This is a genomic window from Cohnella cholangitidis, from assembly GCF_014107495.1.
Taxonomy (GTDB): domain Bacteria; phylum Bacillota; class Bacilli; order Paenibacillales; family Paenibacillaceae; genus Cohnella; species Cohnella cholangitidis.
This window is the reverse complement of record NZ_CP041969.1, coordinates 1,190,562-1,217,228: the sequence shown is the minus strand read 5'-3', so window position 1 is coordinate 1,217,228 and position 26,667 is coordinate 1,190,562. Positions and strand designations below refer to the sequence as shown.

The 26,667-nt window shown below is 47.7% G+C and carries 31 protein-coding genes; 17 read left to right on the top strand and 14 right to left on the bottom strand.

Annotation, left to right across the window (positions count from 1 at the left end):
* Positions 1-4 precede the first annotated feature (4 nt).
* The 3 genes from FPL14_RS06015 to FPL14_RS06005 are packed head-to-tail and all read left to right on the top strand — an operon-like array spanning position 5 to position 2,534.
* Entirely contained in the window at positions 5-1,723 is a 1,719-nt protein-coding gene (locus tag FPL14_RS06015) for an HAD-IIIC family phosphatase (protein WP_182302161.1), read from the top strand.
* Positions 1,720-1,953 (top strand): acyl carrier protein, encoded by a 234-nt coding sequence (locus FPL14_RS06010; protein WP_182302160.1) that lies wholly within the window; start codon positions 1,720-1,722, stop codon positions 1,951-1,953. Before FPL14_RS06015 ends, FPL14_RS06010 begins: the two co-directional genes overlap by 4 nt.
* Positions 1,950-2,534, top strand: coding sequence for a GNAT family N-acetyltransferase (locus FPL14_RS06005; protein WP_182302159.1), 585 nt, complete (start codon positions 1,950-1,952; stop codon positions 2,532-2,534). Before FPL14_RS06010 ends, FPL14_RS06005 begins: the two co-directional genes overlap by 4 nt.
* On the opposite strand, the gene FPL14_RS06000 is transcribed toward FPL14_RS06005, so the two are convergent.
* The 7 genes from FPL14_RS06000 to FPL14_RS05970 form a co-directional block, all read right to left on the bottom strand.
* Positions 2,524-2,964, bottom strand: a complete 441-nt coding sequence (locus FPL14_RS06000; protein WP_182302158.1) for a hypothetical protein — start codon at positions 2,962-2,964, stop codon at positions 2,524-2,526. The two genes, FPL14_RS06005 and FPL14_RS06000, sit on opposite strands and share 11 nt — an antisense overlap.
* A 195-nt stretch (positions 2,965-3,159) precedes the next feature.
* Positions 3,160-3,831, bottom strand: coding sequence for a class I SAM-dependent methyltransferase (locus FPL14_RS05995; protein WP_182302157.1), 672 nt, complete (start codon positions 3,829-3,831; stop codon positions 3,160-3,162).
* 59 nt (positions 3,832-3,890) lie between these two features.
* Positions 3,891-4,709: an aldolase/citrate lyase family protein gene (locus FPL14_RS05990; protein WP_182302156.1), complete on the bottom strand. Its 819-nt coding sequence runs from the start codon at positions 4,707-4,709 to the stop codon at positions 3,891-3,893.
* Positions 4,710-4,713: 4 nt separating this feature from the next.
* Positions 4,714-5,154 (bottom strand): dTDP-4-dehydrorhamnose 3,5-epimerase family protein, encoded by a 441-nt coding sequence (locus FPL14_RS05985; RefSeq protein WP_182302155.1) that lies wholly within the window; start codon positions 5,152-5,154, stop codon positions 4,714-4,716.
* 13 nt (positions 5,155-5,167) lie between these two features.
* Positions 5,168-5,896: a glycosyltransferase family 2 protein gene (locus tag FPL14_RS05980; RefSeq protein ID WP_182302154.1), complete on the bottom strand. Its 729-nt coding sequence runs from the start codon at positions 5,894-5,896 to the stop codon at positions 5,168-5,170.
* An 18-nt stretch (positions 5,897-5,914) separates the two neighbouring features.
* Positions 5,915-6,532 carry a glycosyltransferase gene (locus FPL14_RS05975; protein WP_267875431.1) on the bottom strand — a complete coding sequence of 206 codons (618 nt, stop codon included), beginning with the start codon at positions 6,530-6,532 and terminating at the stop codon, positions 5,915-5,917.
* A gap of 127 nt (positions 6,533-6,659) precedes the next feature.
* A complete protein-coding gene (locus tag FPL14_RS05970; RefSeq protein ID WP_267875430.1) occupies positions 6,660-7,343 on the bottom strand; it encodes a glycosyltransferase in 684 nt (227 codons plus the stop codon).
* 231 nt (positions 7,344-7,574) lie between these two features.
* On the opposite strand from FPL14_RS05970, the gene FPL14_RS05965 reads away from it, so the two are divergent.
* The gene (locus FPL14_RS05965; RefSeq protein ID WP_182302151.1) at positions 7,575-7,913 is read left to right on the top strand and encodes a DUF4183 domain-containing protein; all 339 of its coding nucleotides are present in this window, start codon (positions 7,575-7,577) and stop codon (positions 7,911-7,913) included.
* Between the two features lie 64 nt (positions 7,914-7,977).
* On the opposite strand, the gene FPL14_RS05960 is transcribed toward FPL14_RS05965, so the two are convergent.
* A complete protein-coding gene (locus tag FPL14_RS05960) occupies positions 7,978-8,520 on the bottom strand; it encodes a DUF4183 domain-containing protein (RefSeq protein ID WP_182302150.1) in 543 nt (180 codons plus the stop codon).
* A 314-nt stretch (positions 8,521-8,834) separates the two neighbouring features.
* On the opposite strand from FPL14_RS05960, the gene FPL14_RS05955 reads away from it, so the two are divergent.
* Genes FPL14_RS05955 through FPL14_RS05935 form a run of 5 tightly spaced genes read left to right on the top strand, consistent with a single transcriptional unit; the run spans position 8,835 to position 12,832 of the window.
* Complete coding sequence (locus FPL14_RS05955) at positions 8,835-10,055, top strand: glycosyltransferase family 4 protein (protein ID WP_182302149.1); 1,221 nt, start codon at positions 8,835-8,837, stop codon at positions 10,053-10,055.
* Position 10,056: 1 nt separating this feature from the next.
* Positions 10,057-10,626 (top strand): GNAT family N-acetyltransferase, encoded by a 570-nt coding sequence (locus FPL14_RS05950; RefSeq protein WP_182302148.1) that lies wholly within the window; start codon positions 10,057-10,059, stop codon positions 10,624-10,626.
* Complete coding sequence (locus FPL14_RS05945) at positions 10,619-11,341, top strand: WbqC family protein (RefSeq protein WP_182302147.1); 723 nt, start codon at positions 10,619-10,621, stop codon at positions 11,339-11,341. The genes FPL14_RS05950 and FPL14_RS05945 overlap by 8 nt, the downstream gene beginning before the upstream one ends.
* Positions 11,342-11,364: 23 nt before the next feature.
* Positions 11,365-12,048: a PIG-L deacetylase family protein gene (locus tag FPL14_RS05940; RefSeq protein ID WP_182302146.1), complete on the top strand. Its 684-nt coding sequence runs from the start codon at positions 11,365-11,367 to the stop codon at positions 12,046-12,048.
* 7 nt (positions 12,049-12,055) lie between these two features.
* Positions 12,056-12,832 (top strand): glycosyltransferase family 2 protein, encoded by a 777-nt coding sequence (locus FPL14_RS05935; RefSeq protein WP_267875406.1) that lies wholly within the window; start codon positions 12,056-12,058, stop codon positions 12,830-12,832.
* Positions 12,833-12,914: 82 nt separating this feature from the next.
* On the opposite strand, the gene FPL14_RS05930 is transcribed toward FPL14_RS05935, so the two are convergent.
* Both FPL14_RS05930 and FPL14_RS05925 read right to left on the bottom strand, forming a co-directional pair.
* Positions 12,915-13,643 (bottom strand): glycosyltransferase family A protein, encoded by a 729-nt coding sequence (locus FPL14_RS05930; RefSeq protein ID WP_182302144.1) that lies wholly within the window; start codon positions 13,641-13,643, stop codon positions 12,915-12,917.
* An 11-nt stretch (positions 13,644-13,654) separates the two neighbouring features.
* The gene (locus tag FPL14_RS05925; protein ID WP_229263944.1) at positions 13,655-14,371 is read right to left on the bottom strand and encodes an FkbM family methyltransferase; all 717 of its coding nucleotides are present in this window, start codon (positions 14,369-14,371) and stop codon (positions 13,655-13,657) included.
* A gap of 364 nt (positions 14,372-14,735) precedes the next feature.
* On the opposite strand from FPL14_RS05925, the gene FPL14_RS05920 reads away from it, so the two are divergent.
* The 4 genes from FPL14_RS05920 to FPL14_RS05905 are packed head-to-tail and all read left to right on the top strand — an operon-like array spanning position 14,736 to position 17,204.
* Positions 14,736-15,119, top strand: coding sequence for a glycosyltransferase family 2 protein (locus FPL14_RS05920; RefSeq protein ID WP_267875405.1), 384 nt, complete (start codon positions 14,736-14,738; stop codon positions 15,117-15,119).
* The gene (locus FPL14_RS05915; RefSeq protein ID WP_182302141.1) at positions 15,116-15,430 is read left to right on the top strand and encodes a hypothetical protein; all 315 of its coding nucleotides are present in this window, start codon (positions 15,116-15,118) and stop codon (positions 15,428-15,430) included. The genes FPL14_RS05920 and FPL14_RS05915 overlap by 4 nt, the downstream gene beginning before the upstream one ends.
* Positions 15,431-15,447: 17 nt before the next feature.
* Positions 15,448-16,275, top strand: a complete 828-nt coding sequence (locus FPL14_RS05910; protein ID WP_182302140.1) for a beta-keto acid cleavage family enzyme — start codon at positions 15,448-15,450, stop codon at positions 16,273-16,275.
* 5 nt (positions 16,276-16,280) lie between these two features.
* A complete protein-coding gene (locus tag FPL14_RS05905) occupies positions 16,281-17,204 on the top strand; it encodes a UDP-3-O-(3-hydroxymyristoyl)glucosamine N-acyltransferase (protein WP_182302139.1) in 924 nt (307 codons plus the stop codon).
* A 921-nt stretch (positions 17,205-18,125) separates the two neighbouring features.
* On the opposite strand, the gene FPL14_RS05900 is transcribed toward FPL14_RS05905, so the two are convergent.
* Genes FPL14_RS05900 through FPL14_RS05890 form a run of 3 tightly spaced genes read right to left on the bottom strand, consistent with a single transcriptional unit; the run spans position 18,126 to position 21,312 of the window.
* The gene (locus FPL14_RS05900) at positions 18,126-19,001 is read right to left on the bottom strand and encodes a hypothetical protein (RefSeq protein WP_182302138.1); all 876 of its coding nucleotides are present in this window, start codon (positions 18,999-19,001) and stop codon (positions 18,126-18,128) included.
* Positions 19,002-19,033: 32 nt separating this feature from the next.
* Positions 19,034-20,326, bottom strand: a complete 1,293-nt coding sequence (locus FPL14_RS05895) for a UDP-glucose dehydrogenase family protein (protein WP_182302137.1) — start codon at positions 20,324-20,326, stop codon at positions 19,034-19,036.
* Positions 20,323-21,312 (bottom strand): sugar phosphate nucleotidyltransferase, encoded by a 990-nt coding sequence (locus FPL14_RS05890; RefSeq protein WP_182302136.1) that lies wholly within the window; start codon positions 21,310-21,312, stop codon positions 20,323-20,325. Before FPL14_RS05890 ends, FPL14_RS05895 begins: the two co-directional genes overlap by 4 nt.
* Before the next feature lie 163 nt (positions 21,313-21,475).
* Here FPL14_RS05890 and FPL14_RS05885 point away from each other — a divergent pair, with 163 nt between their 5' ends.
* On the top strand, positions 21,476-22,174 hold the full coding sequence (locus tag FPL14_RS05885) for a glycosyltransferase family 2 protein (protein WP_182302135.1): 699 nt from the start codon (positions 21,476-21,478) through the stop codon (positions 22,172-22,174).
* Between the two features lie 54 nt (positions 22,175-22,228).
* On the opposite strand, the gene FPL14_RS05880 is transcribed toward FPL14_RS05885, so the two are convergent.
* Entirely contained in the window at positions 22,229-22,807 is a 579-nt protein-coding gene (locus FPL14_RS05880) for a hypothetical protein (protein ID WP_182302134.1), read from the bottom strand.
* 366 nt (positions 22,808-23,173) lie between these two features.
* On the opposite strand from FPL14_RS05880, the gene FPL14_RS05875 reads away from it, so the two are divergent.
* From FPL14_RS05875 to FPL14_RS05865, 3 genes are all read left to right on the top strand, one after another.
* Positions 23,174-24,466, top strand: coding sequence for a nucleotide sugar dehydrogenase (locus FPL14_RS05875; protein ID WP_182302133.1), 1,293 nt, complete (start codon positions 23,174-23,176; stop codon positions 24,464-24,466).
* Positions 24,467-25,039: 573 nt separating this feature from the next.
* Positions 25,040-25,912, top strand: a complete 873-nt coding sequence (locus FPL14_RS05870; RefSeq protein ID WP_229263799.1) for a glycosyltransferase — start codon at positions 25,040-25,042, stop codon at positions 25,910-25,912.
* A 20-nt stretch (positions 25,913-25,932) separates the two neighbouring features.
* The gene (locus FPL14_RS05865) at positions 25,933-26,661 is read left to right on the top strand and encodes a glycosyltransferase family 2 protein (RefSeq protein WP_182302131.1); all 729 of its coding nucleotides are present in this window, start codon (positions 25,933-25,935) and stop codon (positions 26,659-26,661) included.
* The last annotated feature ends 6 nt before the right edge of the window (positions 26,662-26,667 follow it).

The window sequence follows — 26,667 nt, the reverse complement described above, 5'->3', positions numbered from 1 at the left end:
AAACATGGATTCCGTTCTAACCTACCTTGATTCGGCGGACCGGTTGCTGGATTCCTTTCCTACAAGAGCGCGAATAGCCAGAACTCCCAAGTTGCCGGTCCGTAGTAGCTTCAAGATTAGAGTCGACAGAACGATGCCCTTTGAATTCATAAGTAACTTGATGCCGCCGTTCTGCGGATTATGGGGCGCGGATATCCGGTTCGAAGTGTCCGATTACGACGCGGCTCTGTCCCAGCTTGGCGGAGATCTTCAGGCGGACGCTTATTTAATCTGGCTGGATTGGCGGGTCTATCGTAAGTCGATGACGCCGCAAGCAGCCGCGAGCTGGCTTATGAATCGGATACAGCATCTGCGCGGCGGGACGAACAAGACGATCTTGGTGAACAACTGGCCGGTGTCCGCGGCTGACGGAGATCATCTTTTCGGATTTCGGATCAACGCAACCGAGCGAGGATGGATACGGAAGCTAAATTCGTGTTTATTCGATCATCTGGAGCACGCGGCGGGGTGCGAATTGGTTGATTTGGAGGGTCTAGCCCAAGAGCGTGCAAGTTCCTTCTTCGATGATCGCAATGAAGCGATAAGCCATTATCCGTTCTCCGATCAGGCAACGATAGTAATGGCTCGTCATCTAGGGGTTCATCTGTTTCCCGCCGTCTTCCTGCCGCGTCTAAAAGCGATTGCGCTGGATCTTGACGATACGTTATATAACGGCGTGTTGGGAGAGGAAGGAAGCGACGGGATAACCTTATCGGAAGGGCATATTGCTCTGCAGCAACTGCTATTAGAGCTGAAGCGGTCCGGAATCCTGTTAACGATATGCAGCCGCAACGAGGAGAAGGATGTTAAGGCTCTATTCGACAGCAGGGACGATTTTCCGTTAAAGTGGACCGATTTTGCGGCGGTTAGCGCCAATTGGCAGCCGAAAGCGGAAAATTTGAACCGGTTGGCGCAACTGCTTAACATCGATCCTTCGGCGATGTTGTTTGTCGACGACAATCCGGCCGAATTGCTTAAGACGGCATCCGTGTTGCCTGAGATTCGTCTGCTCCGCGCGGATCGGGATGGCATGCTGACGAGGAATAAAATTAGTCATTATCCGGGCCTCTATCTCAACCATCCCGACGGAGAGGCAGCCTCGAGAACGAGGGATATACAAGCTAAACAACAACGGGAGATCATTAGAGAGAATGCTTCCGATTACAATAAATATTTGGAAAGCTTGAAGATGACCGTCCGTATTTACGGCAATGAACCTTCGCATTCCGGAAGATTGTACGAATTAAGCCGTAAAACGAACCAATTTAACTTGGCTATGCGGCGTATGACGGAAATGGAAGCGCAAGATGCCATGGATTCGGGGAAATACGTAACCTTAACCGTTCATCTTGCGGATATTCTCTCCGAGAGCGGAATAATCGGCGCTTTCGTCTGTCGCTTGGAGGGGCGTAATGCCAGGTTAATCGAAACGCTCTTCAGCTGCAGGGCGCTGGGACGTGAAGTAGAGACGGTGGCTTTTGCTTGTCTACTGGAAAAGTTAACGGCCGCAGGAATAGAGCAGATCAGTATCGACGTGACCGTAGGAACCCGCAATAGTCCTGCCATCGATTGGCTGCGGCGCTTTGTATCGGACTCTACGGACAACTTGTCCCTTGCCGAATTGCTATCTGAGGTCCGATCCGCCTGTATGAATCATCCTGCAAGAGTGGAGGTTATCGAATGACAGACGAATTGCGAATACAAACCGCCTCCGTCTTATCGGAGGTGCTGAAGGTACCCGTTCTACCGGATGATAATCCGACTAGGGAGCAACTCGCGAACTGGGATTCCCTCAACCATATGGAGCTCATTTTGCGTCTCGAAGAACATTTTCAAGTCCGGTTCAATGGCAAAGAGGTAGCGGAAATCCAAAGTTTAGATGATCTTATCCACATCATAGGAGTGAAACTATGAACCATAACATTGTCGTTGAACGTTTCGGGGTGCGATTGAGACCGATTACGCTGGACGATGCTGAATTTATTTATCAAATCAGAAGGCAGCCGGAATTATCCAAATACATCGGGGAGATAGACTCCGATTTCTCGGTTCATCGATCTTGGCTGGAGAACTACTTCCACCGCGAAGGAGATTATTATTTTTGCATCGAGTCGTTGTCGGGGAAGCCGATCGGAACGATCGCGGTCTATGATATTGCGAACGATGCCGGGAATTGGGGGCGGTGGATAATTTCCCCTTCGGTCCCGGCCGCGCCGGCCAGCGTGTGGCTTATTTTTCATGTTGCTTTCGATATTCTAGGCTTGTCCAAGGTTTATTCCAATACAATCATAGAAAATGCCAGCGTCGTCTCCTTTCATGATAACTGCGGGTTAACGCGAACGGAGATCGAACCGGGCGGGTTGACGATTAAAGGCGTTTCCTATGATGTCATCATTCATACAGCAACGAAGACGAGCTGGCCTGCGATCCAAAAGAAACTGGAGAGGCCAGCCGAATTAGCGGAACGGCTGCTGCGGGAAGAACTCAAGGGTTAACGTTTTTGAAGCTGCCGTAGTCGATGACCTTAATCCGATGGCGGTATACCGCCAAATTTTTGCTTCGAAGACTGCGCGCAGTTACCCCTGCTCTCTTGAACTTCCTTTTTATTCTTGGAAGCTTATCCTTGTATCGTTCCGTCAGCTCGACCATCCGATTCATTTTCTTCATTATGATCCATCCCTCGCCGCTCTCGATGACAGGGCATAAATATTTGCGTATTCTGTCGGAATATCCGTTATAGAGATGGAATTCGGTCTGATTGCTTTTCAACCCTCTTTTGGAAATCGCGACCTTGAGCACGTATCCGTTATCAAGATCGTATACGATTCTAGTTTTGCCGGAGCCTAGAATTTGATAGTTTAATCGTAAGGTTTTTATTGCCTTTCTTATCCGATGCCTTTCCGATAATGATCGATAGCTTTTCATTCGCGATATCCATCGCCGAATCCGTTTTAAATGACGTTCGGATAATAATGCACCCTTCACTCTACCACCATCCTATTTATCGATAAGTTAGTTTATGTGGAAGAGAGGGACATTGTAACGGCGCGTGACTGCGAATGTTATCCCAATGTAAAGCCGGGATCGTCATGACTCCCGGCTTTACGTTTGCGTTCATATTTATTGATGCTTTTTCTCCCATGAGGGAAAACCCGACGAGATGGTAGAGGGTCGCACGATAGGCCTCTTCTCGACAACGAGGACGCTATCGTAATAGCTCATCGACCAGGTTGACTCCGTGAACGTATCTACCGTTAGACGCTTGTCCTTTGAATGCCATGCGTTAAGTTTATCGATCAGACGTTTGGAATATTCTACAAAGCTGTCCGAACGCTCGTAACCGCCGCCGAATCTCGGCCAATAGCTCGTGTGCATGTCTTCGACAACGTATACGCCGGTGGGGGAGAGCAGCGGGTACATCTCCTCGAACGTAATGCGCTGCTGGTCCATCGTATGTCCGCCGTCGTCGATAATGATGTCGAATACCGGCAGAGAGGGTTTAACGCCTTTCCAAAATTTCCTATTCCCCTGATCCCCGATAAGAATATGGATCCGGTCTTCCTCGAGCGATTTGACTCGCGGATTTACGTCAAGACCGTAAATCGTCGCTTGGTCCCCGAAATAGTGCTTCCACATTTGCAATGACCCTCCGTGGAATACTCCGATCTCCATGAGATTAACTTCTTGTCCGACAAATCGGCCGAAGTGGCGCTCGTAAATATCGAAATAATGCAGCCACTTCTTCATAAGACGGCCTTTATTCCCGACAAAATAATCCTGAAGTTTTCCCAAATGAATCTACCTGCCTTTCTATAATCCGGGGGGGGAATCCAACCCGCCCCGGTCAGAGGTTATTTTGAATGAGCTTCCGAGATCATCCTATCGATTTGTTCTATTAGTTCCGCGTGTTTAAGATCGAATAATTCCTTAGGAGCCGGCGCATGGTCGCGGAAGAAGGTTCTTATAAGCGAAACTTCTTCCCGAAGGGAGGAGCCGATACGGTCCCGGTCCAACGAATCGCGGAAACTTCTTCCAAGCCATCCCACGGAAGCATTTAATCTTAACTGCTCGAACAAGATCAATTGCGGATCGATCGGAAGGGCCGAATCGGATAATTTGGCTAAGCCCCCGAACCCCCACGGAATTTTTTTATGATTGACGATCTGCGCATACTCTTCCAACGAACCGTTCCGTATCGGTTCGAATATCGTCCGGTATCCGAAGCTGATGCTGAGATCGTTAAATCCGATATGAACTTCATGAACGTCTTTCAAATCGACTATTTGCGGAAGGAGTTCGGTCGCTTCCTTAGTTTCGACCAGTAAGCTATTCCTAACGGCCCCGTTCGTTAGCTCCAGAAAAGTTTCCACTTCGTCCATCGAACGAAAGAAAGGCAACATCACGATATCCGCTCCCATTCGGATCACGGCATCGATTTCTTCTTTGGATTGTTGGTGGATGGGGTTTATTCGCACGAATAGAGACTTTTCCTTGAAAAAGGCTTTGATAGCAGGGAGATCGCCGATCGTATGGTCGGATAAAAAAAGATTTTTACCGGACTGGCGGATGTTCTTGCCTTTAACCTCAAGGTCGATCATAATCCGGTCAATTCCGGCAGCCTCTGCGTAATTAGCTATGTCGGGGTCGTTAGTAATAAGGGATAGAAGCATAGTTTCACTTCCATTGATAAGGGATCGTATGATTTACCGGGGGGAGTCTGTCTTCGTCCGTATTCTCGAAGCTATAAGCAATCGTGTTCATATGCAGCAACAGCGCCGGCTCATCGCCGATCGATTGGAATCCGTGCCATACTCCCGGCGGAATCTGTACCAGCAACGGTTCGGTTTCCGTGATATGGATTTCTTGGAGCTGATGAAGGGTAGGCGAATCTTCTCTTGTATCGTATAGGGCCAGCAATAGTTCGCCTTTCACGAGAGCGATCTGGTCGATTTGTCTATGATGAAGATACCAGGCTTTAATGACGCCAGGGTTAGTGGCCGTAATGTAGACCTGCCCGAATCCGGGAAATTCGGTATCGTCGATTCCCTGTACCTCCTGCAGGAACCCTTTCTCGTTTCTTACTTTTTTTAGCGCAACCGCTTTTACGCCTTCCATTCCATATCCTCCCTTATAGAACTTTGACGGCCGCTCTCTTAAGCTTCTCGAATTCCCGGGCTTTTTTGCTTTCTTCCCACAAGTATTCGCTTCCCCATCGATTTGCGATATCCGTTTTCCTAAGCCTTGTTTTCTGTTCCTCATAGCGGCTGCTTAAATACTTCAATCCTATATATTTGTAGTGCAGCAGCAGTACTTTCCTGGTAGAAGGCATTACGACATTGCCCGCGGGAGATGCGGTATGCCTTCCGGCAGCAAAATTGATTTCTTCGATTTCGCGCGGATTAAAAATCTGAGGCTTATCGAATCGCTTCTTCCTAACGCCGTAAGTTATTCTTTTGCATAGCCGTTTGTCCGCTTTGGGAAATCGGTTCGAAACCATTTCATAACCTTCGGGAACGATCATCGTAATCCCGTGGGAAGAGCAATGCTGGAGATATTTTCTAAGATTCGGATGATATAAATGTTCATCAAGGTTACAGACGATAACCCAGTCGGCAATCCCCCTGCTTTGCTTCCAAAAATGGTCGTACGTCTTTTGCGCCGATTTGACGAAGGAATTGCCTTGTATCGTAAATTTGTCCACGATCACTTTGGGATGGGCTCGAAGAATGGATAACGAGTTGTCCGTCGAGCCGTTATCGAAAATGTAATATCGATCCGCTATGTTATCGTAATGCCTGAAAAAGTACGGGAGCATCTTCTCTTCGTTCCAGCACAAAGCATATACATGGACAATCATGCGTTGCGCTCCTTCCGCTCAAATGAAACCTTTCAAAATCTTGTTCACCGCCGACGGATTCGCCTCGAATTCATATCTGGACAACATCTTCTGATTGGATGTATTTCGCTCGTGCACGACGATCATAAAATTCGGCTTCCCGTCGTCGGTCAAAATTTCATGTTTGTATCGAATGACTTTTCTATGTCCGCGAATATAGCGTCTGTTGCTATTAAAGTACTCGTCGGTTTTATAAATCCATGTATAAAAGGGCGGAGAGGATCTTCTGATGTAGGCCATTCGGTGGTTCAAGCTGTCGTACACGTATCCATGTTGGTTCAGAAGGGCAAGCGTATCCGGTTTCGGGGTAACTTCCTGCAACTGCCGGATAAACGATTTGCGATACGTATCATCGCAATCCAGGCGAACAAGGTACAGTTCCTCATAGCCTTGCGATAGAGAGCGCTGAGTAGGGATATTGCTGCCATTCGGAATGAATCGAACGTTGCTTGGGAGAGGGTCATAAGCGCTTAGCGCCTTCTGAACGATGTCCTCGCTTGCTTCGGCATATCGAATAAGGGCCGTGAACTGTTGGTTATTCTGCTTGATCAAGCTTTGCAAAGTGTACTTCATAAAGACGGATATCCGGTATTCGATCCACGATTTCGTTAACCCTATCTGCCAGCGATAAGGAGTGGAGCGGCTGTTAAACGCGATATCGACGATGATATTTTTTCGGGGGATATGAACCGCTCCTTCCCGTCCCGGTCTTTGCTTGACTCGGCTATTTGAATTTCCTCAATATCGTATCCACGATGGATCGGTCTCTCTCGAACTTATACCGGGTCAGCAGCTTTTGGTTCAATTTGTTTCTCTCATGCACGACGGCCATAAAATTCCTGTTCTTCTTGTCAGTCAGAATTTCATGCTCGAAGCTACGGATTACGTTGCGATGCCCTTGGGCTTTATACCTTGTGCCTTGCAGATATTCTTCAGCCTTATAAATATAAGTGTAAAAAGGCGGGGAGGGCATCGTCACGGCGGCCATGCGATGGTTCACGCTATCGTAGACGTAGCCGTGTTGGTTAATAAGAGCACGAGTCTTCTTTCGCGGCTTAAAGTCATGCAACTGTTGAATAAAAGATCGTTGATACATGTCGTCGCAATCCAGATGAACCAAGTAAAGATCCTCAACCCCCGCCGTTCGTATGATCTGCTCTTTTACCTTGCTTCGTCGGGGGATGAACCGGATGTTCCCCGGAAGAGGATCAAACGAGTTTAACAGCGGGACAATCGCATCCTCCGTAGCTTCGGCGTACCGGATAAGCGCCGTGAAGGATTGGTTGGTCTGTTTAAGGAGGCTTTGCAACGTATATTTCATGAAGATAGACATTCTGTAAGCCATCCACGACTGCGTTAAGCCCGCTTGCCAGCGATTGTTCGGTTTGGATCGGCTGTTAAACGGAATTTCGATGAGGATCGTTTTATGCGGCAGTTCCCATCCTTCCTTTCGAAAAAAGGTCTTGTTATCCTATTCGCCGGCAGCAGGATTGGTATGGACATTCTTATAGGGGGAGTAAACATAACCTCGAATCCGGAAATATTTCATCGATTAATTGTGCCATTTGCGCTTATGATCCGCCTGTTCATTTCTTTCCGGACTTGCATTTAATAGACAGAGAGGAAGGAGGTGAATCAAATGCCGCTCCAAATTTTTCAGATTACATTTCCCGGTACGGCACTTGATCCGCAAAGATTTTTCCTGCAAGTAACGGGCGCCAGCATCGTGCTTGCCGCTACGGACGAGCTGGACTTGAACGGGGCAACAACGCAATTTAGCAATGACGCGGGAACCAGCCCGGTTACCGTTCCCGTTGTCGCACCGAACGGCTATTATAATTTCTATGTAAACGGGGTTATGCAAGAAGCGGGAGCTTATACGGTTAACGCCGACAATACGATCACCTTTAACGTAGCCGCTACCTTTACGGTAGGGACGATTCTGATTCTGGAAGCCGTCGAAGTATCGGCAACTTAAAACGAATGAAAGCCCACCGACTTACCGGTGGGTTTTGTTGATTGTACGCTGCGAAACGGAAGGTTCAAAGTTTCGGGATCATTTCCGCGGTAAAACCGACCGATTCCAAGATGATCGGGGTTCCGGTTCTAATCAGTTGACCCGTAGGCTTAATCGTGAGAGCGTCCGGCGCTAGGCTGTATAATTGCCCCTCTTGCATGACGGCGTTGATATATAAATTACAATATCCGTTCTGTCCGTTAAGAGTAAATCGCAACGCGCGGTCGCCGGCGTCGTCAACGAATTGGTCAGCCGTAAAAGTTCTGGACCTATTCATGGGAATATCGGAATCCGCCACATAGAAGTATCTTCGAACAGCGGGGATCACGTTGACGGCGGAAATGTCCGCTCCGGCATGACCGCGCGGCCCTCGCGAACCTTGAGACCCTCTCGCGCCTTGTTCCCCTTGAGGACCCGGAATGCCTTGAAGCCCTTGCTCTCCCGGAGCTCCCTGTATGCCCGGATCTCCTTGCTCCCCCGGAGTCCCATGCGCGCCGGGTTTTCCTTGCTCTCCTTGCGGCATGACGATTGTCGGGTTAAAGAGGATGCGTATCGCCTTTTTTTTCATCGGGGTCTTTCTCTGTCTCTTTCTCTTTTTAGGACAAAGGCCAGTTTTCATTTTGGGCTTTTTTCTAACCGGGCAAACGGATTTAGCGGCCTTACGTTGCGGTTTAGCTGGAGCAGGGCCAACAGCCACAATCAGAATCCTCCTTTTTTATTTCCTATATATGATACAGGGTATGTCGAGAACGTACGGAGAGCATGGACGAATACCCGCGACCTGAGTGTTTTCTGTTATTCGCATGAAATTAGTTCGCTATACCTTTCGAAGAATGAAAGATTTACATATCCTATATCAACTTGAGATAGGAGGAGGGCGCCGTGAAAGTATTGATTACGACGATATTTGCTTATCCCCCAAGAGGCGGGGTAGGAAAATATATTCAAGAACTGACGAAGGGGCTTGAACGAGCGGGACACAAAGTAGATATCCTGGCCAGACATGAGGATGAATACCGCATGACCAGATCGAATCGCCAAATTTCGTTGAAAAGAAAGAAACCGGGCGGCGGACGAGTCCCGTTTTTGCCGTTGAATTGGGGGACCGGGAATAAAGTACAAAACTATTTAAAAAATTTACGAGATGAAATGGTGAAATTTTTCGATGCCGTGCAATCGATCGATCTTAGCCAATATCAAATTATCCATGCGCAAGACATCGCCTCCGCCGCCGTATTGCGGGCGTACAAGCCTCGTCGCACCCCCCTTATCCTAACCGTGCACGGCTGCGTTACCGCCGAGTATTATTATTTCGGATATATTAGAGCGAACTCGCCGGAATCGTTGGTTCTATCCTCCTTCGAATCGGAGGTCGTCGAGAGCACCGATCAGACGATCGTGCCTTCGAACTGGCTCGTGAGAATCTACGAGAAGTGCCGAATTCCAACCGGAAACATGAAAGTCATTTCCAATGGCATCGATATCGCTTCGTTTCGGAAGCAAATGAAAAACAAGACAAGCATGACGAAACCGAAAAACAAATCCGTCATCATAAGCACGGGGCGACTGGAGAAGGTCAAAGGGCAGCACTGCTTGCTGGACGCATTGGCACGATTAAGGAGAGACCGGAAAGATTGGGTTTGCTGGATCGTAGGAAGAGGGGATGCAGGAAGCGATTTAAGGAAGAAAGCGAAAAGATTAGGACTTAGCGGTTACGTTAAATTTCTCGGAAGGCGAAATAACATTCCCGCGCTGTTAAACCAGGCGGATATTTTCGTCATTCCAAGCCTTCAGGATAACTATCCCTACACTTTGGTGGAAGCGCAAGTCGCGGGTAAACCTATTATTGCTTCCGACGTAGGCGGGATAACCGAAATGGTGGAACACGGCAAGAACGGTCTTCTGGTTCCGCCGGGAAACGGCACAAAGCTGTATTGGCATCTGAAGAAGCTGCTAGCTGACCGGAAACTGCAACAACGTTTAGGAGAGGAAGCTAAAAGGTGGGGAAGGACAAACCTCTCGCTGGAAAAGATGACGAAGCAAGTATTAGAAGTTTATAACAAAGCTTTGAAGCCAAGTTCAACAGATAGGAGTAAGAATTGATATGTTCGGCATGGAGTTGGGGTTATCCGTAATCAAATTGGACAAGGCCAATATTCAACGTTATCTATCCGATCTGTTGGAAGTGGAAACACTGGTCCATCTGAAAAGAGGGCATCGTTATTCCACGGAATTGTGGGGAGAAAACCAATTTTTAGCCGAGCTCCCGGGTAAATTCGAACTAAGCTTCGGCGTCGTAAAAAGCGAGAAGCTGATTGCTTTTCTGATTTGCTCCGAAACGAGACCCGGGGTATGTCACGTGCATAGAGTCGCCTTGCATCCGAAACATCCCGGAGACAACATCGGCTCGAAGCTCATGTTCAGATCATTCATGGAGTGGAAGAACATGCCGCAGTATCACATGATAACGGGGATTATCCGCGCGGATCACAGACTGTCCGTACCTTTTGCGAAGAGGCTAGGCGCTCAAATAGCCGACAAGCCGTTCATGACGAACCTATTCGAACAAACGGGGAGATCGGGCGTGCGGCTATTCGATAACTATTTCGTGGACGAGTACGGCATACGTTACGTGTTGATCTATATTCTTAAGGAAGAGAAAGAAGATGGTTAAGAAAATATGCATTTACCAGCCTAACGTTTTCCCGCCGCTTCATTACTTTAATCGCATTATGAACAGCGATGCTTGGGTGATGCTCGACGACGTTCAGATCAATAGGAAAGTGGGGCAGTCCCGCTTTTCTTTGAAGGTAAACGGCCTTAAGCACACGATTTCCGTTCCCCTCCGCGGCGGAAATCGGATGAGAATCGATGAAGCCGCCATCCGGTATGACGACTGGATAGCCAAGTTTCATAGGACTCTCGACCATGCTTACGGCCGAAGTCCTTTTATCGGAACCGTACGTTCTATCGCTGGCGATTACATCGAGCTTCATCAAACAAAGAACACGGATTTCCGGCAGTTCTGCGAGCAATTTACGCTGGACATGCTTCGCAAGCTGGGATGGCAAGGCGAGACGATTAGTTCCGCGGGCTTAGCCAACGATTTGAAAGCGTCGGAGCGAATGTCGGAAATGGTTTCCCTTCTGCATGGGACCCATTATGTGTGCGGGAACGAAGGGTTCCTGCGATATTTGGATATCGTTCATTTTCGGAGCCGGAATCTTGCCCTTATCGTCCAAGATTGGCGATGCCCCGAGTATCCACAAAGCCAAGGGGCGTTCGTGAACAATTTGTCTATATTGGACCTGATTGCCAACGTCGGGATAGACGGCGCAAGAGAACGGCTTGTCTCGGGAGGGACGAACGGATGGCGAACGTATGATTAGGAACAGGAAGAAGGATGGGACGAATGCTGGAATCGGGAAATGAAAGAATACTGATATTCGTGCCGCACGCCGACGACGAAGTATTGGGATGCGGCGGTTTAATAGAGAAAGCATGCCGATATCGCAACGCCGTCAAGGTCGTATTGGCGTCGGTAGGAAACTCGTTTTTCTGGCATAGAGACCGACCGGTCAGCGCCCGGTCGCGCAAGAAAGAATTTTATGACGCGCTTCGGTTCCTTGGCTGCACGAACCGGGAAATCATGTTTAACGACAAGGAGAACGCGTTGGATACAATCCCTAGGAAAGACATCGTCACGAAAATCGATATTATCCTAACGGAATTTAAACCGACGATGATTTTCATTCCTTATCCTAGCTTCAATCACGATCACCAGGCCCTATTCGAAGCTTGCATCGCCGGACTGCGGCCGATTCCCGATCGGCACTATAAAATTATTGCCATGTATGAATACCCTCTCATTGTATGGCAGTATCCAAAGCTTAGAGACACTGGCGAGATGTATTTGGATATAAGCGGGACGATCGAGAAAAAGGTGGAAGCCCTGAGAAAGCATAGATCGCAGATCAGGGAACCCCGCCATTTAATATCGCCAGAATCCGTCAGGAAGTGGGCGGCCAAACGGGGAATGGAGGTCGGCCTTGAATACGCGGAGAAGTATCATCTGCTCAAGGCCATGTTATTTTGAGGGACTGATGGAATCGCCGTTTCTCGGCAACGGAACGACTCATATCCTAGACAGGAGAGGTGCATTCGCAGAAGGAGAGGGATTGTCTTTGGTTTCAATCATTTGTTGCACGATGAGACCCGATTATATGGAAAATATATTCGGCAATTACGATCGCCAGGAATACAAGGACAAACAATTGATCATCATCCTTAATCGCGACGACATGGATATTCAACAATGGAGAGCCAAGGCCAGGGAATATAAAAACGTGAAGGTCTATCGGGTATCGGAAAAATATAGATTGGGAAAGTGTTTGAACTATGGCATCCGGAAGGCGAAATACGACATTCTGGCCAAATTCGACGATGACGACTATTACGCTCCCCATTATTTGGCGGAGGCAATGGAAGCTTTAAGCAACAAACGGGTATCCGTTGTCGGCAAATATACTTCCTTCGTTTATTTCGAAGAGAAAAACGCGCTTATGCTATATAGGAAAGGGGGCGAGAAGAAATATCGCAGAAAGGTCAAGGGAGGAACGTTAGTATTTAAAAGATCCGTATGGGAAAAAGTCAGATTCGATGAAGATCGGGCGAACGGGTGCGACGTCAAGTTTCTGAGAACGTGCAGAAACAAAAGAATTCGCGTTTATTCGGTTTCAAGGTACAACTACGTTTGCGTAAGAAGAAAGGATATTAGCACGCATACGCAAAAAACGGGCACGAAAAAATACATGAGAAGATGCGAAATGATCTGCCGTACCCGAGACTATATCCCGCATATAAGTAAAAATCTAGATTAACCGAGACCATCCCGGACCGGGGAGGTCTCTTATCGCGCGTAAAGAAAGGCAGATCTAATGAGATAGACCTGCCTTCGTCTTTTTATATGAAGTTTTTCAGAATGGAGTTCACTTTCGACCGTTTCGTTTCGAAATCGTATTGCGCCAGCAATTTCTGATTTTTCGTGTTTTGCTGGTGAACAACGATCATATAATTTCTTTGATCAGGGTTCAAGATTTCGTGTTTACTCAGAATAACGCCTTTATGCCCGCCCTGGGCAATGTATCTTTTGCCGTTGAAATAGTCTTCGGTCTTATAGATCCAAGTATAAAAATTAGGCGAAGGCATCGTAACGGAAGCCATTCGATGGTTCGTGCTGTCGTAAATGTATCCCGCCTGGTTAACGATAGCGATCGTGTCCGGTTTCGGGTCGAAGTCATGCAACTGTTGGATAAAAGTTTTATGGTACGTATCATCGCAATCCAGGCGGACAAGGTATAGATCCTCGCAGCCTGCCGAAAACTTTTTTTGGTTTCTGATTTTGCGGTTGCGGGGAATGAAGCGAATGTTGTCGGGCAGCGGCTCGTACTTGGCTAATGACTTGAGAATGAGGCCCTCGCTCGCGGATGCGTATTTGATAAGCGCCGTGAAATTTTGGTTCGTTTGTTTTTTAAGGCTTTGCAAGGTGTATTTCATAAAAATGCGTAATCGGTACTCGATCCATTCTTTCGTTAAACCGACTTGCCAGAGCTGATTTTTCTCGGAACGTTTAACTTTTTCCGAGCGGCCGTTAAATTGAATTTCCATTTGAATGCACTTGTTCGGCATCATGTATCAATCCTTCAATAGGTTTGTAGGCTTACGTTAAATCCTAGTCTTTCGATATTCAGATTCGGGGAAACGAGGAGCAGATCCGTATGGAAAATCTCGGAGTTGAAATGTTGCTGAAGCGAACTGGACGTAAGCGGGTCGAACGCAAGCAATTGTTGAGCGGATATAGGCAAAAATACGTTAAAGGCGCTTTGGAGAAAGGTTAAAAACTCATCCAAACCGATTCCGGATTTACGAATGTATTTGCTGTCGCATTCAATGATTCCGATGCAGCTTTCGCAGCCCTGCAATAGGTTGTCCATGCCTCTTATAACGAAATATTCGTATCCTTCTACGTCGATTTTGAATAATAATCTTTCCTTGCTCAATTCCATGCCGTGAAATAGAGAATCGATTCTCATGCTCGGTACTGTAGTCTCTAGCATATTTCTAGGAGAAAGCGGAATAGCGGATGATCGCCCTGTCGAAAGCCGATTAATATAAAATGTTTTGTCGCTTTCTTCGGCGTCGGACGCTAGCGCGCAGATGATTTTCATTTGTTTTCGATTGGGATGTTTGGATGCGGATTTCAATAAGTAAGGCAAGAGGACCCGATTTGCTTCGATGGCTATGATATTAGCTTTGGGAACGTATAGGGCGGAAAAAACGATCTCGCCGTAATTTGCTCCCACGTCTATGATCGTCGACGGCAAGAACCCGCTTGCCGCGCTTTGCCATAACGAAGTCACCAACCGTTTCGTAACCCCGGATTGTCTCCATAACCAATTGCCTCTATGTTCATTTTTATCTACAAATAGGATGTGGGACGTACCGTCGATAATAAGCTTTTTAATTCCGCAGACACCTCGTTTCCACCGTGCCATCCAATGAACTTAAAGAGATAAGCGATTACGGCATATGAATAATGTATGCTTCCAAACCGTATTTGTTTGGACTGCTATACAATCTAACAACCTTTTGAAGTTCGCCGAAGGTTTTGTCCTAATAGACCTGTGCCGTTGCGAGGAGACGGATTGAACATATACTGGGGTAACGATTATCGTCTGGAATCGTACGTTTTGTCTTAATAGCGGTTCGTCGAAGGAGGACGACATGGTTTCCATTATTACCTGTACGATGAGGAACTCATTTATGCCAAACGTATTCAAAAATTACGAAAACCAGAAAGTCAGAAAAAAAGAATTGATTATTATATTGAATCAGGATGACATGGATATCGAAGAGTGGAAAAAAGAAGCGAAAAAATATAATAACGCGTTCGTCTATCAGCTCCCTGAAAGATATAACCTGGGAAAATGCTTGAATTTCGGAATACAAGCGGCGAATTACGATATTGTCGCCAAATTCGACGACGATAACTACTACGGGAGATATTATTTGACCGAAGCGATGGATGCTCTGAAAAAAATAGAAGAGTATCCATCGTGGGCAAATATACGTCGTTCATTTATTTCGAAGAAAAAGAAGCTCTCATGATCTTTAGAAAAGGCGGCGAAGATCAGTATCAAAGAAAGATCAAGGGAGGTTCGTTCGTATTTAGAAAGTCCGTGTGGGACGATGTTAAGTTCAACGAAGTGGAGCAACAGAGAATCGATGTCGATTTCTTGGAAAGGTGCAAGAAAAAAAGATATAAGATCTATTCGGTATCCAAATATAATTACGTCTGCGTAAGGCGGGCGGACACCGATTCGCATACGCAAAAAATAAGCACGAAAGATTATATGGCGAAATGCGTGCCCGTTGCTCGCACTACGAACTTCATCCCGCACATCACGAAGAGGTTTTGAGAAAGGGAGGTGAAACCATGGACAAACTTATGATTACCGCCGCGGTAACGGGAGGAGTAACGACTCGGGCAAATAATCCGAATCTCCCGATTACTCCTAAGGAGATAGCGGATGCCGTATATGATTGCTGGTTAGCCGGCGCATCCATAGCTCATATTCACGCGCGAGAAGATGACGGGACGCCAAGCCAACGGGTGGATTTGTACGAGGAAATCGTTAAGCGAGTCCGCGAACGTTGCGATGTAATTATAAATTTGACAACGACGGGCTGGGGACAGACGAGTCAAGAAGAAGATAGATGGAAACCCCTCGCATGCGGACCGGAAATGGCAACGTTCACGCCGGGTTCCATGAACCGGAAAAATAGCGTGATGATTAACTCTCCTACGTTCGTGCGAAAGCTAGCGGCAAAGATAAAGGAATACGGGGTAAAACCGGAAATCGAAATCTTCGACTTCGGGATGATCGGCCAAGCGTTAAAAATCGCCAAGGAGGATCTTCTCGATCTTCCGCTTCATTTTCAGTTCGTACTAGGAATTGAAGGAGGAATCCCGGCAACGGCCAAAAACCTCCTTCATTGCGTGGAAAGCATTCCGTCGGAAAGCACGTGGTCCGTTGCGGCGGTCGGCAGGGGGCAATTGCCGATGGATTTGTTAGGAATCGTCCTCGGCGGCCATATTCGAACGGGATTCGAGGATAACGTGTATTGGAGCTATGGCAAATTGGCTGCGAGCAATGCCCAACTGGTCGAGAGATTGGCTAATTATGCGAGAGACTTGGGAAGAGAGATTGCCACGCCAGCGGAAGCAAGAAGGATCTTGAACATAGACTCGTCGAAAGGATGAACCGGATGGTCGCGATCGACCTCAAGCTTAGCGAGTTGCTCTTATTTTATAAGAGGATGGGTGTCAACTTTAGAGAATCGGGAAATGCTGAGGAAACGGAACGGGTCATTAAGGGATTCTCCTCCATCTATGAAACGGAACCGAACACGTTGTCGTGGATGACCGCGCAACGGTTGGATTGGCCGGCGATTAGAGCTTCCGTGGTTATTTGCTCCGTTAATGCCGAGCTTCCCGAAAATACGGACATTGTTTTTATTGCCGTTGATAAACCCAAAAATGCCTTCGCATTGGCATTGCGGGAATATGGCCCTAAATTTACGCCGCATGGGATATCGGATACGGCCGTGATCGGGACGAATTGCGAGATCGGCGAAGACGTATCTATCGGAGAATACGTTGTGATAGGGAATGGCGTTAAAATAGGAGACCGCACTCGCATCCATAGTCATGTTGCCATTCACGATAAGAGTACGATCGGTCGCGATTGCATCGTTCATAACGGAGTCGTCATCGGTACGGAAGGTTTCGGCTATGAACGGAACCCGGATGGAACCGCCTTTAAAATTCCGCATATCGGCGGCGTGATCATCGAGGACGGAGTGGAAATCGGCAGCAATTCTTGCGTTGCGAGAGGCGTACTAGCGAATACGGTCATCAAAAAAAACACGAAAATCGGCAACCTGACACATATCTCGCACAACGTAACGATCGGGGAAAATACGATGATTACTCATCTCGCGCATATCGGAGGGAAATTAATCATAGAGAACGACTGCTGGATCGCGCCGGGTTCCGTGTATAAACAAGGGCTGAAGATCGGGCAAAACTCCGTAACCGGATTAGGAGCGGTAGTGATCAGAGACGTGCCCCCGTTCGATACCGTAGCAGGAGTTCCCGCTAAATCGATTAAGAAGACATCCGGCGAGTGAATATTGCACTACAGGTATCGATTGAAGTTATAAGGGGGATGTATCTCCTCGGAAAGGGAGGGATATCGCTTGCCGGATCGTCCGCGAGATACATGAGCAATATAGCGGCACGGCGTGCCGTTAACTGGAGGAGATCAGCTCCGATGATCGAATAGCGGCACGGCGTGCCGTTATACCGGAGGCGATCGGGTTCCGATGGTCGAATAGCGGCACGGCGTGCCGTTAACTGGAGGCGGTCGGGTTCCGATGGTCAAATAGCGGCACGGCGTGCCGTTATACCGGTAGCTCTCTACGTTCAAGCCTACCAAGGGGCCCCATAAGTCATTTTTATGACTGAGGGAGAGCCTCTTGCTAAGTTATTTCGATTGAATTTGTAAGGGGGGGATGTAACTCCATTCGGCCGCTGCTTCACCCCGCAAAGTGAAGAGGAACTTCGTAGTATTTCCGATTACTTTGCGGGGACCCCGGGTTGAAAATGTGGAAATCCGAATAGGTAAACTCGTTGCAAGGAGATTCCATATTTTCAAAGGCGGACACTCCGTTCCTCCAGGAGACACATCCCCCTCTTTTTCAATTAGGTTTCATCCCCAAACGCAAAGAAACCGTTCTTTGGTAAATAGAGGTGCCAGCCAGCCATTTACGAAAGGAACGGTTTCTTTGTACATGGACCAACTCGCCTGCCAATGGATCTCGCGAAAGACATTCCTACCCATCACCTCGTTCGTGTCGTCAACGAAGCGGTGAATCGACTGGACGATAACATCAAATAACAACCGGGGATTCCGGCGGTTTCTGATCAAAACGTGCAATGGCGACGCAAGGATGAACATCCCAGCGCCGCCATTTGCAAAAATAAGCCATTATTCTTCAAGTGAGCTGGAACTTACTTCTAGGACACCCTCATGTATTCAGTCAATAACTTCAAAGGCTGCCATCGTTTTTGGTTCCCCTGATCTTAAAGTAATCATAAAGCCAATCGCCGAATTTTTCTGACGTTGCCCCGTAGTTTTTGGCCGATATGCTATTATCTCTTCGTCCTTTAAGCATGCTATTGTTGTCTCCATGAGCAAGAACCCAGGTTATGAACGGAAAATCGATCATCTGATGTTTTTTCTTATGTTGCGCCAAATGTTGGAGTACCCTCGTATGATTGTTCAGCACGATGAGAAAAGGAGATTTATTTAAAGGCTTTTTCGCGGACAGGGGATAATCGGAATTGGAAAAGAAATATACGGCGCTGCTGCCGCAGCTGGCAAAGAAGCGGCCTCTTCTCAACCAAATTTCGTCTTTTACCAGATTGACCATTAGGCCTTTTTTTAACACAAAAGCATCGGAATAAGGCTGAGAACGAATAAATTCCACGAATCTGTAATGCACCCAGTCGTCCGCGTCGAGAGGCATGAAATACCCCGTGTACCCGATTTTTCTCAAATAGGCTCCGATAACTTTACGTTTGGACATTTTATCCCTGCTGAATTCGTGAAAGCTCTTCGGGGGAGGGAAATCGACGGATAACCAAGTTACGTATTCATGTTTCAGTTCCTCGATATCCGGTTTCTCGTGTCCCGCGATCACGATGCGGAAGTTGGCGTCCGAACTATGCAGGATGGATCGCAACGTTTTGGCCAGATTGTTTTGAACCGTGACCCAATCCCGCGAGACGGCTTTGCTCTTTAGTGAAATGGCAAACACGATCCCGATCGGTTGCATATTGAAGGCATACGTATTGTCGAACCTCTGAAGGCGTTGTTTGATATTGGAGACGGAACTACCTGGAGATCGTTGTTCATTATCCATCTTATTCCCTCCGTTTCACGGACCTCGCGAATTTATCGATAACCGATCCCTTCGTAGTGATAACCCATCGCCTTCATTTGCTTGGCGGACAGCATATTCCTGCCATCGAAGACGTTGGGCCGGTTCATTATCTTCTTCATTCGTTCCCATCCGATATGCTGATAGTCGTTCCATTCCGTGCACAAGAGAACGGCATCCGCGCCGATGAGCGCTTGTTCGGGTAAAAGGCACTGCACAGCCGCGGATTGGGCAAGGTCCGGCGGAAGCTTGGCGACCGGATCATGAACGCTTACGTGAGCCTTCTCCTCAAGAAGGCTTCTAATGATCCGGATGGCAGGGGCTTCCCTAATATCGTCCGTGTCCGGTTTGAAGGCTAGGCCTAATACCGCTACTTTTTTATTCTCAAGGTTTCCTAGCCGATTGCGAGCTTTGTCCAGCATGTTCAAATACTTCGACCGGTTAACGGAGATGACCTTTTCCAATAAAGACAGTTCGGTATTCTGCTCGGTTGCCGTTCGGAGGAGAGCGGCCACGTCTTTCGGAAAGCAAGAGCCCCCGTATCCGATACCTGCATGAAGAAACGACAGTCCGATTCTGGGGTCCAGCCCTATGCCTTGGGCGACTTCTTTCACGTTCACGTCCAACCTGTCGCATAGCTCCGCTATTTCGTTAATGAAGGATATCTTAGTGGCCAAAAACGCATTCGCGGCGTATTTGATCAACTCCGCCGTTCTAGGCGTCGTAATGATAACGGGACAGTTCAACGAATGATAGAGAGCTTTGAGGAGTTTCGCCGCATGATCGTTATCGGCTCCGATAATGACCCGGTCGGGATAACGAGCATCCGATAACGCTCTGCCTTCGCGCAAAAACTCCGGATTGGAAACGACGTCGAATGGCTGAGGGGAGAGCTGCGCGGAGCGGATCCAATCGCTCATCTTCTCCTGGGTGCCGACGGGTACCGTGCTTTTATTGACGATCAATTGATATTTGTTCATGTATCGGCCGATGTTCTCGGCAACCTGCTTCATATACTGCATATCCGCGCTCCCGTCCGGCAACGAGGGAGTTCCTACGCAGACAAAGATCACGTCGTTGTCTTGGAGCGCCTTCTCGACGTCCGCAGTGAACCGAAGTTTTCCCGATTGCAGTTGTTTGTTCAACAGAGCCTCCAAACCGTCTTCGTAAAAAGGAATCGAACCTTGCCGGAGCAGGTCGATCTTGCGTTCATCCGTATCGAGCCCCGTCACGTTCCAACCCATTTCCGACAATACTAGGGCGGTCGTCGTACCTACGTATCCCGTTCCCGTTACCAATATTTTCACTGATCGGTTCCTTTCCCTTCCGAATGCAAGCCCGTTATGACCGACCTAAATCCGATCACCGTATCCTTAACGAGATAAGGAATCTCTTTCAATTGCGATTGACTCAGAATGACGCAATTCCGAATTCGGCATCCGTCAATGCTCGTTCCTTCTCCGATCGATACGTAGGGTCCGATGACGGAATTGGTTAATACGCATCCAGGCCCGACGACGACCGGAGGAATGAGTTGGCAGTTCTCCAGCAGAGAGGGTTCATGGGACAATCCGGATTCCATCTGGCTGAGCTTCCATTGGTTGGCTTCCAACAGCCGCTCGATCTTGCCGACGTCGAAGATCCGTTTGTCCGTAATGTGATAGGACACCGACTCGCCTTGGTCGATTAGCCATTGAATGGCGTCCGTAATTTCATATTCGCCCCTTGGGGAGGGGGGGATGGCGACGACCGCTTTAAAAATAGAAGACGTAAAGGCATATGCCCCAACGACGGCCAAATTGGATTTGGGCGATGACGGCTTTTCTTCCAACCGGACGATACGTTGGCCTACTAATTCGGCGATTCCGTAGTCTTGGGGATTATTAACTTCCGATAGCATCAGCGCGGCTTGGCATCTATGGGAATCTATGAGTTCTTTCAACTTGGATAGGGATTCATTGATTAAGTTGTCCCCCAACAAAAGCAGAAAAGAATTCCCGTTAATAAACGATTCCGCATGTTTGATCGCATCCGATATGCCTTTCGGTTCGTCCTGGTAAATATAAGTGAACTGAAGGCCCCATCTTTCGCCGTTACCGACCTGTTCCCTGATCATGGCATCCTGAGACGGATGTATGACAATCCCGATTTCGTCTATTTCTTGTTCGATTAATTTCTCTATGCAAGTTTGCAAGATCGGAATATTGGCTATAGGAATAAGCGTTTTGGGATAAGAACGCGTTAACGGATAAAGCCTGGAGCCTCTTCCGGCACAAAGGATGAGCCCTTTCACATCAGATCTCTCCTTATTTGGAAGTGAAATCTTTCTAACCAATATATGACGCTTTTTTTGTATGGTTTGGACATAGTGGCTGTTATATCCGCCGTTTCTTCAGTAAAGCTGAGCACATATCCTAATGACTAGACCGAGGAATAGGCAAGAAGGAGAGATCGAAATGGTTTCAATCATTTGCTGCACGATGAGATCTTCTTATATGGATAACATTTTCAACAATTACGAACGTCAAGAATTCGGGAAAAAAGAAATGATTATTATATTAAATTCAGACGACATGGATATCGGCCTATGGGAGACGAAAGCGAGAAAATACGCTAACGTGTCCGTCTATCAAGTCTCCGAAAAGCATAAGCTAGGCAGATGTTTGAACGTGGGAATCACGAAAGCCAAATACGACATTATCGCCAAATTCGACGACGATGATTACTACGCTCCTCACTACTTGCTAGAAGCCGTGGATCAGCTGAAAAAAAGCGATGCCAGCATAATAGGCAAACATACTACTTACGTTTATTTCGAACAGATCGAAGCGTTGATGTTATATAGGGAAGGACGCGAACATAAGTACCGCAATAAAGTGAAAGGCGGGACTTTAGTATTCAAAAGATCGGTGTGGGACCATGTCAAATTCAGCGAAAGGAAAGAATTCGGCAGCGATACGAGTTTCTTGAACAGATGCAAGAGGAAAGGGTATTTGATCTATTCGGTTTCCAAATACAACTATGTTTGCATTCGGAGAGCGGATATTAATTCGCACACGCAAAAAATAACCATGGAGGCGCTTCTCGCCAAATGCACCCTCGTTTCTCATACCCATAACTTCGTACCGATCATAACCAAAAAAATGACAAGTTGATTGTCGCTTAGCAAAAAACCTCCTGCCGTAAGGCCGCCGGAGGTTTTTGCTGTATTAGGATTCCGTATAGTGATCGCATTCCGAACGGATAGTCTGGCGGAAGTTTATCCTTTTCTCGTCTTCAAGCATTCGAAAATTGGTTTTCGCGTCGTATCCGGCTATGGTCCATTCGTCGGGGTGAATAAGCAGTTGGATTTTAGGATGGCTCGCGATCGTTCGCTCCTCCGGATAGCCGTACTTCCATTGATGCCGGGAATCCGCCAAATACTTAACGGAGACCTTTTCCAAGTTGCTTTCCCTATGCTCGAAAAACAAACCGTCGTACGTATTGATCAATCCTTTGATTTTTAACTTGAGCGATAAGACGGCTTTGGGCGGGCGGTGATAGGAGTAACGATCGATCGGTAGCTTTAACATGTTCTCCATGATCTCAACGTCGCGAACGAGATTGTTTGCGAGTTCATCGTAGCTTTCAATCATCCCCAAGTGAGCATGCAATCCGATGGAATGTCCCATTTGCTTAATGTCCCGCACGATTCCGATATTGCTAGGAGAGAACAAATTGTAAGCATCGTTGCGTATTTGAAAGAAATAACTGGAGGTGATCCCTAGCATCCATTCGAGTCGAGCCATTCGCAAAGCTCTTTCTATGGAAAATTCAACATCATGGCGCAAAACGATGAAGCTGGGCGTCTCCGGGCTTACCTCTCGGAAATCCATATATCGGCCGGAATCGGCTACGTTGCGGATCAGGTGGGAATATTCCAAATAGGAAAAAGAATTCAGTTCTCTCACCTCTCGTGATGTGCGGACGCTTATCGTCCGTGTTATGTCAATTTATGACGGAGCGACATAAGGGGTACGTCATTTGCTTCTAGTCATCTATCTATTCTTTCATTTCAATCGAAAATCATGGATGTACCCACTCCGAACGATCTTTGTCCGCATAAGATAACATTGCGATGTCGAAGAATAGTAAGGTTGAGGTGAACATAGACGATGACTCGTGTCATAGGCATCATTGGCTTAGGTTACGTAGGGCTGCCTCTGGCGCTTACTTTCATTCAGAAGGGTCACAGGGTTATTGGCGTAGATTTGGACGAGCGGAAAATACGAGCTTTGCACGAATCGAAAAGCTATTTGCCCGATGTCTCGAACGAGGCGATACGGAAATCCTTGGCGGATAACAAATTGCTCGCTACATCGGATTATTCGCAGCTGACCGCAGCGGAAGCCCTTATTCTATGCGTTCCTACGCCTTTGACTATTAACCATACACCCGATTTATCCTATCTCTTGCAGGTCGGGTCCAGGTTAAGCAAACAACTGGCACGCAATCAGCTTATCGTGCTGGAAAGCTCCACGTATCCCGGAACGACAAGAGAAATCCTCTTGCCGCTTCTGGAGAAGAGCGGATTGAAGGTAGGAGAAGATTATTACTTGGCATATTCCCCGGAACGGATCAATCCGGGAAACTCCAGCTTCTTATTCGAAGATATTCCGAAGGTGATCAGCGGGTTGACGGAGCGATGTTCGGAGAGAATATTCGAATTGTATTCAACCGTGTTCTCCCGCGTTGTTCCGCTTTCTACTCCGGAAGCCGCGGAACTGACCAAATTGCTGGAAAACACGTATCGCTTCGTGAATATTTCGTTCATCAATGAATTCGCCATGATTTGCGATAAGCTGAACATCGACGTATGGGAAGTGATCGAAGCGGCCAAAACGAAGCCGTACGGCTTCTCGGCCTTCTACCCCGGGCCGGGTATCGGAGGGCATTGCATTCCCGTAGATCCTTTGTATTTGCAGTGGAGCGCCAACCTTCGGGGAACGAATAGCGCTTTTATCGATTACTCCCATGCGGTTAATCTAGCGATGCCTAAGTACATCGTGGATAGAGTAAAAGAGTGCTTAGAGGAATCCCTAACAGGAAAATCCATACTCGTTATCGGCGTAGCCTACAAAAGAAATATAAATGACGTGCGCGAATCAAGCTCGCTAAGCCTAATGGAATTGCTTGTTCAAGAGGGGGCAATTCTCTCGTATCATGATCCTTATGTTCCGGAGGTTAAGGTATACGGGAATGTGATGAAAAGTCAGCAGTTGGACGAACGCAAGCTAGCGGACGCGGATTGCGTAGTTATCGCGACGGACCATTCGCAGTTGCCGCTCCAGTCTATTCTTGACCATGCGACTCTAGTCTATGACACGCGGAATTCGACCAGAGGACGAACCGGCAAAGCTCGAGTTGTCCGTTACGGTACGGGTAGACCGGAGGACGGGGAATGTTGAGGGGGCTGTCCGAAAAGTAAGGCTGTTAATAGATGATAGAGGTTCAGGGACTAATCCTGCACCTCTTTTTTCGTCTTTGTTTATTCTTGTTTTATTCGATGAAAAAGAGGGGATACATCCCCGTAAAAAACATAATCGATAGGATTAGAAATAAACGAGCTAACCCCATTGAAATAGAGTGCTAGACGAATGATTGGACTCCGTTTATTTAGCCCGTAGGTACGAATGCCGTTACGGTTAAACAACCCGTACATACTATGAGGGTACATTACTCAACTATCTCGTCAGACGGACGCCGGTCGGATCTCACAAGAAAGAGAGAGAGCGTGAAGTGATGATAGGATGCTAAACCGAAAAACAAGGCAACGCAAAAGGCCAGCCGCGAAATGGCCCCAGAGAAATACCAAACACCGTAGACCGCTTCGTGCTCGTAAGCCGATTAGGCCGTCGACGAGCGGAGCCGGTTACTGGACTAAAAAAGCTTATATAGCCGGAAATCTTGCCGCTTCGGCACCCGGCGCACCATTAGCGGGAGAGATGGCGACTTCAGCCATTTCGGATTCTCATAAGCAGGTGAACGAACACTGGAGCCGATGGTACCATTCCGTTAAACGGTTGCCTAAATCTGCGTATCACGCGGCTGCATCCAAGTTTATGGAAGGTTATTTTCAACGTTCGGGAGGACATTCAGGCAATCGGGTACTCGTACCGACGAACCGATCGATCGCGGCGATCGTGACGGTCATGAACGAAAAGGATACGATTCCAAGCGTGCTCGAACAGCTTCATCGGTTGCCGCTTCATGAAATGATCTTCGTCGTGAACGGTTCGACGGACGAAAGCTTCGAGATGATCAGAAACCAATCCCGGGCCATGATCGTTCACTATCATGAACCATTAGGACACGATGTCGGGAGAGCAATCGGGGCTAAGTTGGCCGAATCGGAAATTTTGCTATTCCTGGATGGCGATTTTCCTGTATTTGCCGAGCACCTCGTGCCTTTCATCGAAGCCATTGAACAAGGATTGGATATTGCGCTTAACAACATCACTCCCTATATCGGCCTATTCTCCCATAGGGACTACGTGACCACCGTGAAAGAATTCGTCAACCGATCGATGGCTAGAGCGGAGCTCGGAGCAAATTCTCTCACGGCGATTCCTCATGCGATGAAGAAGCTGGCTGCGGAACAAATAGGGTATTCGAATTTGGCCGTCCCCCCGAAAGCGCAAGTGATCGCCATGGCCAAAGGATTGAAGATAGGATCGCCGACGAGCGTAGACGTCATGACCAGAAATCGGATTCGCGCTCGGAATGTCGGCTTGAATAACGCCGTTTCCCATATGATCCTCGGAGACCACGTCGAAGCTATAAGATCGGCTATGGACTTCAAGGGCTCGAGGCTGTCATTCCCGGATCCTATCAGACGAAGGCAATTAACCTAGCGTGAAGAAGGATGGACGGTATGAACAAAACGAGCATCATTATCCCTACTTATAATGGAAGAGAACTGCTGAGAGATTGTATCTATACCATTAAGCAGTATACGAACGAACCTTATGAAATCATCGTAGTGGATAATGGTTCGACGGACGGCACGCTCGATATTTGCCGCCAGGAAGGAATTTCTTTCGTATCCCTTCCCGGCAATGCCGGTTTTCCGGCAGCCTGCAATAAAGGACTTAAAGTAGCTTCGGGCGACACGCTGCTTTTATTAAACAACGATGTGTTGGTGGCCAAAAACTGGCTTAGAAACATGCTTGCCTGTCTATATAGCAGGGAAGACATCGGCATCGTAGGCCCTCTTACCAATTACGCAAGCGGCAGGCAGCAAATCGATATGCCTTACACCCATCTAGAGGACATGGCCAATCAACTAAATGAACCCGATCCCGGCAAATGGATGGAAATCGATCGAATCGTTGGTTTATGTTTTCTGTTTAAGCGGGAGTTGATGGAGCGAATCGGGTTGCTCGATGAACGTTATTCTCCCGGTCATTACGAAGACGACGACTACTGTTACCGGGCTAAGATCGCCGGTTATCAGTTAAGAATCGCCGGAGACGTCTTCGTCTTCCATCATGGCAACGCCAGTTTCCGCCAACAGGAAGCTAGCACGGTTAAGCAGTTGATCGAGAATAACCGGAATAAGTTTATCGCCAAATGGGGCATCGATCCGAACATCTACGTGTAGAGAGGG